The organism is Micromonospora sp. NPDC005171 (genome assembly GCF_040608575.1).
GTDB lineage: Bacteria > Actinomycetota > Actinomycetes > Mycobacteriales > Micromonosporaceae > Micromonospora.
In genome coordinates this window covers 1-11,490 of record NZ_JBEXIM010000032.1, presented here as the reverse complement: position 1 = coordinate 11,490, position 11,490 = coordinate 1, and the positions used below count along the sequence as shown (strand labels likewise).

Annotated in this window: 13 protein-coding genes; 5 read left to right on the top strand and 8 right to left on the bottom strand. The window is 70.8% G+C overall.

The window, feature by feature from the left end; translation table 11 throughout:
* Positions 1–83: 83 nt before the first annotated feature.
* Together ABZU74_RS26585 and ABZU74_RS26580 are read left to right on the top strand one after the other, a co-directional pair.
* A complete protein-coding gene (locus ABZU74_RS26585) occupies positions 84–269 on the top strand; it encodes a hypothetical protein (protein WP_355429105.1) in 186 nt (61 codons plus the stop codon).
* Positions 270–497: 228 nt separating this feature from the next.
* Positions 498–1,304 carry a SigB/SigF/SigG family RNA polymerase sigma factor gene (locus tag ABZU74_RS26580; protein ID WP_355429102.1) on the top strand — a complete coding sequence of 269 codons (807 nt, stop codon included), beginning with the start codon at positions 498–500 and terminating at the stop codon, positions 1,302–1,304.
* A gap of 7 nt (positions 1,305–1,311) precedes the next feature.
* On the opposite strand, the gene ABZU74_RS26575 is transcribed toward ABZU74_RS26580, so the two are convergent.
* From ABZU74_RS26575 to ABZU74_RS26550, 6 genes are all read right to left on the bottom strand, one after another.
* Positions 1,312–2,379, bottom strand: a complete 1,068-nt coding sequence (locus ABZU74_RS26575) for a DUF2855 family protein (protein WP_355429098.1) — start codon at positions 2,377–2,379, stop codon at positions 1,312–1,314.
* An 84-nt stretch (positions 2,380–2,463) separates the two neighbouring features.
* Positions 2,464–3,681, bottom strand: a complete 1,218-nt coding sequence (locus ABZU74_RS26570) for a PP2C family protein-serine/threonine phosphatase (protein WP_355429095.1) — start codon at positions 3,679–3,681, stop codon at positions 2,464–2,466.
* Positions 3,682–3,838: 157 nt separating this feature from the next.
* A complete protein-coding gene (locus tag ABZU74_RS26565) occupies positions 3,839–4,012 on the bottom strand; it encodes a hypothetical protein (protein WP_355429093.1) in 174 nt (57 codons plus the stop codon).
* A 292-nt stretch (positions 4,013–4,304) separates the two neighbouring features.
* Entirely contained in the window at positions 4,305–5,336 is a 1,032-nt protein-coding gene (locus ABZU74_RS26560) for a medium chain dehydrogenase/reductase family protein (RefSeq protein ID WP_355429090.1), read from the bottom strand.
* Positions 5,337–5,424: 88 nt separating this feature from the next.
* A complete protein-coding gene (locus ABZU74_RS26555; RefSeq protein WP_355429087.1) occupies positions 5,425–5,967 on the bottom strand; it encodes a TetR/AcrR family transcriptional regulator in 543 nt (180 codons plus the stop codon).
* A 72-nt stretch (positions 5,968–6,039) separates the two neighbouring features.
* The gene (locus tag ABZU74_RS26550; RefSeq protein WP_355429084.1) at positions 6,040–6,372 is read right to left on the bottom strand and encodes a nuclear transport factor 2 family protein; all 333 of its coding nucleotides are present in this window, start codon (positions 6,370–6,372) and stop codon (positions 6,040–6,042) included.
* Between the two features lie 124 nt (positions 6,373–6,496).
* On the opposite strand from ABZU74_RS26550, the gene ABZU74_RS26545 reads away from it, so the two are divergent.
* Complete coding sequence (locus tag ABZU74_RS26545) at positions 6,497–6,988, top strand: helix-turn-helix domain-containing protein (RefSeq protein ID WP_355429081.1); 492 nt, start codon at positions 6,497–6,499, stop codon at positions 6,986–6,988.
* Between the two features lie 5 nt (positions 6,989–6,993).
* On the opposite strand, the gene ABZU74_RS26540 is transcribed toward ABZU74_RS26545, so the two are convergent.
* Positions 6,994–7,875: a helix-turn-helix transcriptional regulator gene (locus tag ABZU74_RS26540; protein WP_355429078.1), complete on the bottom strand. Its 882-nt coding sequence runs from the start codon at positions 7,873–7,875 to the stop codon at positions 6,994–6,996.
* 155 nt (positions 7,876–8,030) lie between these two features.
* Here ABZU74_RS26540 and ABZU74_RS26535 point away from each other — a divergent pair, with 155 nt between their 5' ends.
* Positions 8,031–8,897 carry an oxidoreductase gene (locus tag ABZU74_RS26535; protein WP_355429075.1) on the top strand — a complete coding sequence of 289 codons (867 nt, stop codon included), beginning with the start codon at positions 8,031–8,033 and terminating at the stop codon, positions 8,895–8,897.
* On the opposite strand, the gene ABZU74_RS26530 is transcribed toward ABZU74_RS26535, so the two are convergent.
* Positions 8,894–10,456, bottom strand: coding sequence for an MFS transporter (locus tag ABZU74_RS26530; RefSeq protein ID WP_355429073.1), 1,563 nt, complete (start codon positions 10,454–10,456; stop codon positions 8,894–8,896). The genes ABZU74_RS26535 and ABZU74_RS26530 overlap by 4 nt on opposite strands.
* 103 nt (positions 10,457–10,559) lie before the next feature.
* Between ABZU74_RS26530 and ABZU74_RS26525 the strand changes: the two genes are divergently transcribed.
* Positions 10,560–11,039, top strand: coding sequence for a helix-turn-helix domain-containing protein (locus ABZU74_RS26525; protein ID WP_355429070.1), 480 nt, complete (start codon positions 10,560–10,562; stop codon positions 11,037–11,039).
* The last annotated feature ends 451 nt before the right edge of the window (positions 11,040–11,490 follow it).

Genomic DNA, 11,490 nt, shown 5'->3' with positions numbered 1-11,490 from the left:
TGTGCGCCGAAGCGTCACCGGGTCGCACGGCCGATGTTGCCGAGGCCCCAGACGCACCCCTCTCGTAGAGACAGGAACCCTGCATGACATCGAACGACAACGGTCGACCTGCCCTCTTCCTCGCCACGTCGAACGGCGACGGGCTGGACGGACCGGCGGTGACCTTCGACAGCAGCGAGGAGGCGATGCGGCGACTGCGCCACCCGTTCGCGGTGAAGCCGGCCCCGTCGACACCGGCTGCTGTCGACGCTGCGGAACAGCGCGGCTGATCCCAGCGCCGCTCCTCCCGAACGCCGGGCCTCATACTTTCGGCTAGTAAATAGTCAGTCTTTCGGGTAGTGTCCGGGTCGTCAAGTGAACGACATGACGCGGTGGCGAGGCCCGTGCTCGTGGCCCTGCGACAGCGCACCTTCGCCCGTACGTGCGCCCCGGCGGTAGCCGGTTCGGAGACTCTTCCGGTCGACTCGATCGACGGGCCTGCGGGAAGGACCACCCACATGGCCACCATCGTCGACAACGCCACCACCAGCCGCATCGATCAGCAGAGCAGCGAGCAGAGCCCGGATGAGCTCCTCGCCGCCCTGGCGGCGACCCCGGCGGACGACCCGCGCCGCCCAGCAGTGCGGGACCGCGCCATCGAGGCGTGGTTGCCGCTCGCCCGACACCTGGCGCGCCGCTACGGCGGACGCGGCGCACCCGACGACGACCTGGCCCAGACCGCCTTCGTCGGGCTCATCAAGGCCGTGGACAACTTCGACCACAGCCGAGGTGTCGACTTCAGCGGGTACGCCATTCCCACGATCATCGGCGAGATCAAGCGGTACTTCCGGGACCGCACCTGGGCGGTGCGCGTACCCCGCCGCCTCCAGGAGCTGCGCCTGTCGATCAGCGCGGCGAACAGCGCCCTGACCCAGGCCCTCGGCCGCTCGCCAACAGTCGCGGACATCGCGTCCCACCTCGACGTGTCCGAGGAGACCGTCCTGGAGGGGCTGGAGGGTGCGCGCGCCTACCGGGCCACGTCGCTGTCCACCCCGACCGGGGCTGACGGCAACCGGGAGCTCGGGGACACTCTCGGTGACGACGACCGGGCGTTCGATCTCGTCGAGATCCGGGTCGCCCTCGGGCCGGCCCTCGCCACGCTGCCGGAACGCGAGCAGCAGATCCTGAGCCTGCGCTTCCACGGCAACCTGACCCAGGCCCAGATCGCCGACCGGATCGGCGTCTCGCAGATGCACGTGTCCCGGCTGATCACCCGCTCGCTGGCCGCGCTGCGCCTCCAGCTCAATCCAGACATCGCCGCCTGAGCGCCGATCAGAGCTGGACGACGTGGCCCACCCGCGGTGGCGTACGACCGGCGAGAACGTCGAGCCACGCGTGTTGCAGCGCCGCCGGCCCGGCACCCACCCGCACGTCGAGCCATCCGCTCACCACGGCGGCGAAACGTTGCCAGGCCTCGGTGAACCGCTGGTCGAGGCCGTCGCGGCCCCAGTCGTGGCTGCGCTTGCGCATCTGCACCGGCGCGAAGAACACCTCCTCCGCGGCTTCGGCGTTCGGCGTCTGGTTGGTGAGCCCGACCGCTATGTCCCGGACGAGCCGGTCGCCGAGGCGCCCACGCAGGGCGGCACGGGTGGAGGGCGCGCCGGACAGGTCGAGGTAGACGGTCGGGACCACGTCGAGGGAATCGATGTCGTCGTACGACACGACCTCGTCGTAGCAGCCGAGCGACCTGGTGAACGCCAGGTTGCCCGGTGAGGTGAGACCAACGAGGCGCGGCCCGCGCCGGTGCAGCTCGAACGCGGCGGCGTACGCGGTCTTGCTCGACGCCGACGACATCAGCAACGCCTCGGCACCGTAGAAGTCGTTGTCGACGATCTGGTCGGCCAGCATGAACGAGGTGAAGAACAGCGGCCGGAACAGGATCAGCAGATCCTCCTGGTCGCGCTGGTACGCCGGGTCCCCGCTGGTCGACCGGTACGCGTTGTACGGCGACGGCAGCTCGGCCCGGTGCGGGCTCGCCTCGCGGAACCCGGACGCGTCCACCCGGTCCGGCCGCACCACGAGGTGACCGGCAGGCGGGAGGTAACCGTAGATCCGTTGCCCCACCTCGACCCCCGCCACCGTCGAGGCGACCACCTCGGCGAAGCCCCAGAGCGGCGGGAGGCCCCACTGTGGCCCGAGCCCCTCCGCCACCGGCGGGAAGAACTCCCAGTAGCGCATCGAGTCGCCGAGCACCGCGTAGGTCACGTTGTTGGCGGTGAGGCCGACGCGGTCCACCCGCAGCAACGCCTCGCCGTCGGCCAGGGCGGGAGTGGGGCCATCGACGATCGTGGTCTGCCCGAGGTCGTCACGCGCCACGGCGAAGGTCCATGAGTCAGCCATGAGGTGACGCTAGACAGCCCGACAATCGGAGACAAGTGCACTGGGAGTGCAAAATCCCACTGCGGGGTTCGCGCGTCGGCGCGGTCAGGCTCCGGTGGCGGCGGCGAGTGCGCGAAGGTGCGCGAGCGGCAGGTGCGGTGGCCGCCACTCCACGAAGAGGGCAGTGGCGTCATCCTCGAGCTGGTCGTCCTGATAGCCGACGACCGCGCGGACCAGCCGACGCATCGTCTCCGGGCTGGGCAACCCGTCGTTGAGGGCGCGGTTGACGAAGTCGACGAGCCGGTCCAGCCCGAACTGCTCCCCCTCCGCGCTCCGGGCGTCGGTGATGCCATCGGTGTAGGCGAGGATGCGGTCGCCCGGGTGGAGATTCTCCACGTGCACCCGCGGTCGGCGAGGGGACAGGTGCCCCAGGCCGAGCGGCAACACGGTCGGCCCCGGAAGCTCCCGCACGGCCTTGCCGTCACGCAGCAACATCGCGCCGGGATGCCCCGCGTTGATCATGCTGAGCCGGCCGGTCCGACGGTCCAACTCGATCAGCAACCCGGTCGCGAAGAAGTTCGGGTGCTCGGACCGCACCCAGCGGTCGATGCTGATCGCCGTGTCGACCAGGTCGAGGCCGCACCGACGGGCGTTGCGGTACGCGCTGACCACCAGCGAGGCCAGGGTGCTCGCCTTGATGCCGTGCCCACAGGTGTCGAAAAGCCCGACGCTGAGCACGTCGTCGTTCAACGCGTAGTCGAAGATGTCCCCGCCGACGTCGTAGCACGGTTCGAGGATGGCGGTGACCACCAGGTCGTCCGTGGCGAAGGTCAGCGGCGGGAGCAGACCCCAGACGATTTCGGCCGCGACCTGCATCGGCATCCGCCGCCGCATCCGCTCCACCACGTCGCCGTAGAGCCGGCGGTTGACCAGGATCTGGGCGACGTTGACCGCCACCTCCCAGGCCGGACCGTCCATCGTCTGGTCGGCGGCGGCCGGCGAGACGATCTCCAGTACGCCCATCCGCTCGCACCCGAGCAGCAGTGGCACCCATATCCGATCCGGATTGTCAGGCGCGCGCTGGATGTCGAGGGTGGTGAAGGCCCGGCCGGCGAGCGTCGTCTCGATCGGCAACTGCTCCCGGTCGAGACCCGCGCCGAGCAGCGGCACGAGCAGGGCCTGCGTGTAGTCGGCCAGATAGATCACGATCTCGCTGGCGCCGATCGCGGGTGCCGCCCGGGCGACCAACTGCGACACCTCGTCCGGCCCACCCCTGGGCGCGTTGAGCTGCAGCCAACGCACCACCTCGCCGACGTCGGCCACGCTCCACCTCCCCCTGTCCTCCCCGCTCGCGGGAGCACGTAGTGCGAGCGGTGAGGCTACCTCGGCCGCCGCGCACCCGGCGTCCACCGAGTCGCCTCCGCGACCGGGCCCGTCGTGATCACCATGCCGTGGGCGGCCGGCCCGAGCGGCGCCGACCTCACGAGGTGGGCGCGTCGACGAGATCAGCCGGGTTGAGGTTCAGGGTGGCGAGCAGCCCGGAGTGCTTGGCCGGGTCCACCTGCTCGGGCAGTTCACGCTCGACCCAGGCGGCCCGGGCCAGCTGGCCCCGGTCGCGAAGTGCGGCGACGATCCGGTCCCTGGCGATCCTCATCTGGTTACTCCCCTGATTGAGCGTTCGGAACAAGTTGCACGGAGGGTGAAACCGAGTGCGCGCGTCGGGCGACCGACCGCGAGACGCCGACGGCACTGCGACCGGTCGGGTCGGGATGCGGTCCGCGATCAGCCGACACGACCGGCACGTCGCGGCGATGGAGAAGATGAGCGGTAACGCCCGTGGCGGGCTGGTGGCGACGCGTCTGACGGCCACCGGGTCCCCCGGGCGACAGGTTCACCGTACGCCCTCGCCACGGCCCGCCGCACCAGCGCCCCGGACCGGCCGGAGGTCAGGGCTCCAGCACCACCTTGCCGGCCCGGCTGCGGTTCTCGGCGAACACCAGCGCCGCGGAGACCTCGCTGAGGGGATAGCGGGCGGCGATCTGCGGCACGATTACTCCCTGCCGCAGCAAATCGAGCACGATACCGAGGTCGGTACGCAGGCGACGGCGGAAAGCGGCGCGGCGGGTGAGCCGACCGGACCAGAAGTTGTAGAAACCGGCCCGGTGGCCGTTGGGCAGCGCGTTCCAGGTGTAGAGGCGGGTCAGCAGCTTCGCGAAGACCCACCCGACCGACTGGCCGGTCCCGACGGCGGCGGCGTTGCCGTAGACGATCAGCTTGCCGCCGGGGGCGAGCAGGGCGTACGAGGTGCGGACGCCCGGGCCGGCGACCGGGTCGAAGACGGCGTCGACGCCATTCGGCGACAGCTCGCGGACCCGGGTGGCCATGTCCGGGTCGCGGTAGTCGAGCGGTTCGACGCCGAGCTCGCGCAGCCCGGCGTGGTGCCGCGCGGCGGCGGTGCCGATGACCCGCAGACCGAGGTGTCGACCGAGCTGGACGAGCACGCTCCCGACGCCGCCGTTCGCGCCGTGCACGAGGATGGTCTGCCCGGCGGTCAGGTCGGCGTCCCGCAGCATCTGCCAGGCGGTCACCCCGTTCACGACGACGGTCTCGGCCGCGGCGGGGTCCAGACCCACGGGTACGGGGGCCAGGGCGTCGACGTCGACAAGCGCGTGTGTGGCCCAGGCGCCGGTCTTCGTGACCGCCGCGACCCGGGTGCCGACCAGCGCGTCGTCACCGCCGAAACCGACCGCTCGGACGGTGCCGACCAGGTCGTAGCCGGGCACGAACGGGAACTTCGGCTGGCCGGGGTAGAGCGCGTGGCGCATCTGCTGCTCGGCGAACGAGATGCCGGTGGCCTCGACCTGGACGAGCGCCTGCCCCTCGGCGGGGACGGGCATCGCTCGCTGCTGCAGCAGGAGGCCGTCGGGCTCCACCACGCCGGGCAGCACCACTTCGGTGATCGTCGTGTCGGTGGTCATCGGGGTTCTCCTTTGTTTGTAAGTGTGCACTCACATACTTATTGGCCTCAAAAAGTGGGCCGCCGAGGCGGCCCAGCATCGGGGTCGGTCAGGGGTGGCGAATGCCGGCGGTCAGGGCGCGAGCCCAGGGCTCCGGGACCTGCTCCAACCCGGCGGTCACGATCAGGTGGCACAGCTGGCCGTACGCGAAGAACTGCTGAACCTGCGCGTCGCTGGCCTGGGCGCGACTCTGCACGAAGGTCGCCACCCGCCGGTAGCCGGCCCGCACCGCCTCGGCGACCTCCGGGATGTCCGTGACGGCCTGCGCCTGCACCTGGAAGAGCAGCAGGTCACGGTCGGCGATCAGCTCCGCGTAGGCACCGCCCATGGCGTCGAGGATCTCCTCCGGGCTGTCGCCCGCGGCGCGTTCGGCACCCGCCTCGATCGCCTGGGCGATCCGGTCGAAACACGCCCCGGCCGCCGCCACGAACAAGCCGAGCTTGCCGGCGAAGAGCCGGAAGACGTACGCCTCGGAGATGCCGGCGGCGGCGGCCACGGCAGTGACCGGGGTGGCATGGAAGCCGGTGCGCGCGAACACCGACACGGCGGCGTTCAGGACAGTGACCCGGCGGGCCTCGGCGGTGGATCGCATATTTGTAAGTGTGCACTCACAAACATGCGCCGTCAACTCCGTCGCTCCGCCGGCGCCCGCCGGCGCTGATCGTCAGGGTGCGATGCGCAGCAGCCGGATCGCACTGTCGTCGTAGTCGCTGAAGCGGTACCGGAGACCGACGAACGGGCTACCGGGGAAGTCACCGGTGATCGTCGCGGTCACGACGGTGCCGGCGGGAGTGTCCTCGATGTCGGTGATCTCGTACGACACCAGCGGCACGGCCCGACGCCACTCGCGGATGGCCTCGATGCCCCGGTACTCGGTGGACTCGTCCTCGACCACTGCGTCCTCCGCGAAGAGGGCGAAGTAGTCCGCGGAGTCGGGCTGGCCGGCCAGCTCGAAATAGCGGCGAATGATGGCCGGTGCGGCCTGCGTGGCGGTCATGACTGAAGCCCTTTCCGGACGTGGCTGAGCGCCTCGACGTATAGTTACTTCTGAAATAGCACCTACTAACTTCGACACTAGCACCTACTCGGGAGAGGGCACCGCTGTGGCCGGGAAGATCCGCTTGGAGGACCGCGAATGCCCGCTGTCCAGCGCGCTGGGACACGTGGGCGAGTGGTGGACGCTGCTGATCCTGCACGACGCCTTCGACGGCTACACCCGGTTCGACCAGTTCCAGGCCAACCTGGGCGTCTCGTCCAGCATCCTGACCAGCCGGCTCAAGACCCTCACCGGTCAGGGGTTGCTCGAACGCCGCCGCTACCAAACCAGGCCGGACCGCTACGAGTACGTCCTCACCGACCTCGGCCGCAGCCTGCGGCCCGTCGTCGTCGCCCTCGCCGCCTGGGGCAACTCACGCCTCGACCCGAGCGAGCGCAGCATGATCCTCGTCGACCGGACCACCGGGGTGGAGGCCGACCCGGTGATCGTGGACCGCAGCACCGGTCGCCCGCTCGACGACGCCGACTTCGTCTTCGCCGCCGGGCCAGCCGCCAGCGAGACCATGCGCAAGCGCTACGAACACATCCCCACCCAGACGACCCCGCAGCGGCCCTGACCGCCTCACTCCAGCGGATAGAGGCGGGCCGGGTCACCGGGGCGGAGACTGTCCGGCGCGTCGTCCGCGGCGCTGACGGCGATCGAGCCGAGCAGCGCCAACGAGCGGGCGGACTCCGTACCGGGCTCGGCGTGGTAGATCACCAGAAGCTGTCCGTCGGCGCCCGCCACCGCGAGTTTGTCGCAGTACAGGTCGAGGTCGCCCACCTCGGGGTGGTGCAGTCGGCTGACCACGCCCTCCCGTCGGCGCACCTCGTGGCGCGCCCACAGCTGCCGGAAGCAGTCGCTCTTGAGTGACAACTCCCCCACCAGCGCCGTCAACCGTGGGTCGTCGGTGGCCCCGCCCGAGTCGGCACGCATCTGCCCCACCACGCTCTGCATCGCCTGCCGCCAGTCACGGAACAGCTCCCGCTCCGCCGGGTCCAGGAACACCGCGCGCAGCCGGTTGGCACCCGGGGCGAGATTGGGCGACAGCGCCCTCGCCATCGGGTTCGAGGCCAGGATGTCGAGGTAGCGATTCTGCACGAACGCCGGCATGGAGAGCTGCCGCAGCAGGTGCAGGATGCTGGCCGGCACCCGCTCGGCGGCCGGTCGGGCCGCCCGGCGTGACCGCGCACGGCTCAACCCGATCATGTACGCGGTCGCCTCCGGGTCGAGCCGCAGCACTCCGGCGAGGGCATCGAGGACCTGCACCGACGGGTGCCGCTCGCGACCCTGCTCCAACCGGAGGTAGTAGTCGGCGCTGATGCCGGCCAACATCGCCACCTCCTCGCGCCGCAGCCCCGGCACCCGGCGCAGGCCCACGCCCGGGCCGAGTCCGACGTCCTCGGGCCGGGTCTGCTCCCGGCGGGCACGCAGGAAGTCGCCGAGCGGGTTCGTTGCGTCCATACACCGACGGTAGATCGCCGGGCGGCCGGGTGACTGGCTGTGTCACTACCAGGAACAGCTCGCCCTGCCGCCCGGGCGAATGCCGGCGGAGAGTCGTCGAAGGGCCGGTTCCACGCGGCCCCGGATGTCACGACGACGACTGACAAGAGGATGACATGAGCGAGAACCTTCCCGGCGGTGCCCTCACCCCTTCTGACGGCCTCACCCTGAGCCGGATGGGCTACGGGGCGATGCAGTTGGCCGGCCCAGGTGTCTTCGGCCCGCCCCGCGACCACGAGCAGGCACTCGCCGTGCTCCGCGAGGCCGTCGAACTGGGCGTCCGGCACATCGACACCAGCGACTTCTACGGGCCAGTCGTGGTCAACGAGCTGATCCGCGAGGCGCTCCACCCGTACCCCCAGGGTTTGCATCTGGTCACCAAGGTCGGCGCGCGACGCGGCGCCGACGGCTCCTGGCTCCCGGCTCTCGAGCCGGACAGCCTCAAGGCCCAGGTCCGGGACAACCTGGACCACCTCGGCCTGGACGTGCTCGACGTGGTCAACCTGCGGGTGGGCGTCGCGGAGGGCACCACTGGCGAGCCGCTCAGTGCGCAGTTCGCCGCGCTGGCGGAGCTGCGGCAGGAGGGCCTGATCCGGCACCTCGGGCTCAGCAACGTCACGCTCGACCAGCTCACCGAGGCCCAGGCCATCGCGCCGGTGGTCACGGTGCAGAACCTCTACAACGTCGCCAACCGGCAGGACGACGCCCTGGTCGGCAGGTGCGCGGCGGAGAACATCGCGTTCGCGGCGTTCTTCCCGCTCGGCGGGTTCACGCCGTTGCAGTCCGACACGCTCGACCGCGTGGCCGCCCGGCTGGGCGCCTCGCCGCAGCAGGTCGCCCTCGCCTGGCTGCTCCAGCGCTCCCCCACCACGGTGCTGATCCCCGGCACCTCCAGCGTGGCGCACCTGCGGGAGAACATGGCGGCGGCCGACCTGAAGCTACCGGCCGACGCCATCGAGGAGCTGAACGCCTTGGCTTCCTAGTGCTGATGTGGCCGGTTGCGGATGAGGGTGAGCGCCAGCACGGCGGTGACCAGGAAGACGACGCCGTTGATCCGCAACCCGGCCTGGACGCCGGAGGTCAGGGCCTCGGCGATCGCCGCCCGGACCGGGTCGGGCAGCGGTTGGTCGCCGTTGACACCGGAGGCCACCGCCGCCCGCACAGCGGTACGGGTGGGTTCGTCGACCTGGTGCGCGGCGAGCCGGCCCGGCAGGTCGGCCACCATCGTGGTGGTGAGGAGCGTGCCGAGTAGGGACGAGCCGAGCACCGAGCCGACCTGGCGGGCGGCGTTGACGGCCCCGGAGGCCATGCCCGCCTGGGCGGGCGCGACGCTGGCCAACGCCGCCGCCGTCGCCGGGGCCACCACCAGACCGCTGGCCGCGCCGAACAACGCGAACAGCGCCCAGCGATGACCGAACGACGTGGTCGGCCCCTGGTTCGCCAGCGCGAAGCTCGCCACCGCACCGAGGACCAGGCCGAGGGTCAACGGCGCTTTGAATCCGGTACGACGGATCGCCCGCCCGGCACCGAAGGCGACCAGCACGTAGGCGCCGAAGAGCACCAGCATCCGCCAGCCGGTGTCCAGCGGGCTGAGCGCCTGGGCGCGTTCGTGGAAGAGGACCAGCAGGATCGCCACGCCTGTGAAACCGAACAGCGACACCGCGCCGACGACCATGACGGCGCTGAACGACGCGGACCGGAACAGCCGCACGTCGAGCATTGGCGCGCTGGTCCGCAGCTCGACCAGGACGAACGCGACAAGTGCGACGACCGCGACGACCCAGGCCGTCGAGACCACCGGGCTGGTGTAGCCGACCTTGCCGCCCTGGATCAGCGCGTAGACGGCGGCCGCGATGGCGACGGTGCCCAGCAACAGGCCGGGTACGTCGAGTCGGGCGGCGATCGGCCGGGACTCGGCCACCCCGACGATGGCGACGACGAGAGTGACCAGGCCCAACACGATCGTCGACAGGTAGACGCTGTGCCACTGGTAGTGCCGCAGCAGGAAGCCGGCGATCAGCGGGCCGATGGCGAGCCCGATGCCGGAGGCCGCCGACCAGGCGGTGATGACCTCGGTCCGTCGGTGCGGGTCGGTGAATGTCGCGCCCAGGATCGCCAGGCTGTTCGGCAGGATCAGGGCCCCACCGAGGCCGGCGACCAACTGCCCGACGATCACCCACCCGACGGTTGGAGCGCCGGCCACGACGGCCGCGCCGACGATCATCGCGACGACCCCGGCACCGAACATGCGCTTACGCCCGTAGCGGCTGCCCAGGGTGGCCGCGGACAACACCACGCTCGCCACCATCAGGGTGTAGGCGCTGGGGATCCAGACCACGGTCGTCGGGTCGACCCGCAGGTCCCGCTGGATCGTGGTCAGCGCGGAAACCGTGGCGGTGATCTGCAGGAACGTGATCATCGCGCCCAGACACATGGCGATCAGGGTCACCGGGCGGGAGCCGCGCAGGGATGAGCGGGCGGTGGCCGCCGGCCCGGGTGCTGCCGCCCCGGATGGGGTCGGTGTTGCGGTGCTGGTGGTCACTGAAGATCCCTCAGGCTGGTGGTCTGACTTGCGTATGCTGAAGTCAGCATGCCCCAGTGAAGCACCTGGCTAGCCTCAACGCAAGTCAGGTAAGCTGGACGGCATGAAGGACCTACGCGACGATCGCGACTCCTGGACCAGCGAGAACTGCTCGGTGGCCCGGGCGATGGACATCGTGGGCAGCAGGTCGACGGTCCTGATCATGCGCGAGGCCCTGCTCGGCACGCGCCGCTTCGACGACTTCGTCCGCCGGGTCGGCGTCGGCGAGCCCGCCATGGCCGCCCGCCTCAAGGAGATGGTCACCGCCGAACTGCTCGAACGAATCCCCTACCGGGAGCCCGGGCAGCGCACCCGCCACGAGTACCAACTCACCCGCAAGGGCCGCGAACTCCTCCCCGTCATCACCGCACTGCGCAACTGGGGCGACACCTGGGCCGCCACCGACACCGGCCCGTCCATCGTCGCCACCCACCACGACTGCGGCGAGCCCATCCGCGCAGTGCTCCGCTGCGCCGCCGGCCACGAGATCGCGGACGGCGACATCGACATCACCGCCGGCCCCGGCCTCATCCGCCGCGACTGACACCTCGGGTCATGGCCGGGCCGGCACCCGGGCGGCACCCGGGTCGTGCGATAACCCCGGTCCGGCAGCCCTTCCTGGCCGCGCTTCCTGGCCGCGCTTCTTGCGCCGCCTTGCGCGAGCGTTTGCCGCAGGGGCCGCCCGAGCCGCAGCGGCATGGCCGAGCGACACGACATCCACCTACGCCCGTTCTCCGAAGCGGAACTGCCGGCGAATTTCCAGCCGCAGCACGGCCCGGCAGCCGACCATCGACCCCGCCAGCTCAATCGATCATGGTGACCGAAATTGTCGTACACCTGTTCTAGTGTCGGGGTATGGTCGAGGAGTTGGCGCAGGCAGACGACGCGGTCGCCGCCCGTGTCGACGCCGCCGCCTGGGCCCTTGCGGAGCAGGACCTGATCGCCGCGCTCGAGGCCGCGCACCGCCTCGAGCAGCGTCTCGCCGCCGTGAAGCT

Excerpts from the sequence above, each read along its gene's own strand:
- ABZU74_RS26585 (WP_355429105.1), top strand. The coding sequence starts at position 84 with ATGACATCGAACGACAACGGTCGACCTGCCCTCTTCCTCGCCACGTCG.
- ABZU74_RS26535 (WP_355429075.1), top strand. The coding sequence starts at position 8,031 with ATGAGCGAGAACCTTCCCGGCGGTGCCCTCACCCCTTCTGACGGCCTC.
- ABZU74_RS26525 (WP_355429070.1), top strand. The coding sequence starts at position 10,560 with ATGAAGGACCTACGCGACGATCGCGACTCCTGGACCAGCGAGAACTGC.
- ABZU74_RS26560 (WP_355429090.1), bottom strand. The coding sequence starts at position 5,336 with ATGACCACCGACACGACGATCACCGAAGTGGTGCTGCCCGGCGTGGTG.
- ABZU74_RS26550 (WP_355429084.1), bottom strand. The coding sequence starts at position 6,372 with ATGACCGCCACGCAGGCCGCACCGGCCATCATTCGCCGCTATTTCGAG.
- ABZU74_RS26575 (WP_355429098.1), bottom strand. The coding sequence starts at position 2,379 with ATGGCTGACTCATGGACCTTCGCCGTGGCGCGTGACGACCTCGGGCAG.
- ABZU74_RS26540 (WP_355429078.1), bottom strand. The coding sequence starts at position 7,875 with ATGGACGCAACGAACCCGCTCGGCGACTTCCTGCGTGCCCGCCGGGAG.
- ABZU74_RS26555 (WP_355429087.1), bottom strand. The coding sequence starts at position 5,967 with ATGCGATCCACCGCCGAGGCCCGCCGGGTCACTGTCCTGAACGCCGCC.
- ABZU74_RS26565 (WP_355429093.1), bottom strand. The coding sequence starts at position 4,012 with ATGAGGATCGCCAGGGACCGGATCGTCGCCGCACTTCGCGACCGGGGC.
- ABZU74_RS26580 (WP_355429102.1), top strand. The coding sequence starts at position 498 with ATGGCCACCATCGTCGACAACGCCACCACCAGCCGCATCGATCAGCAG.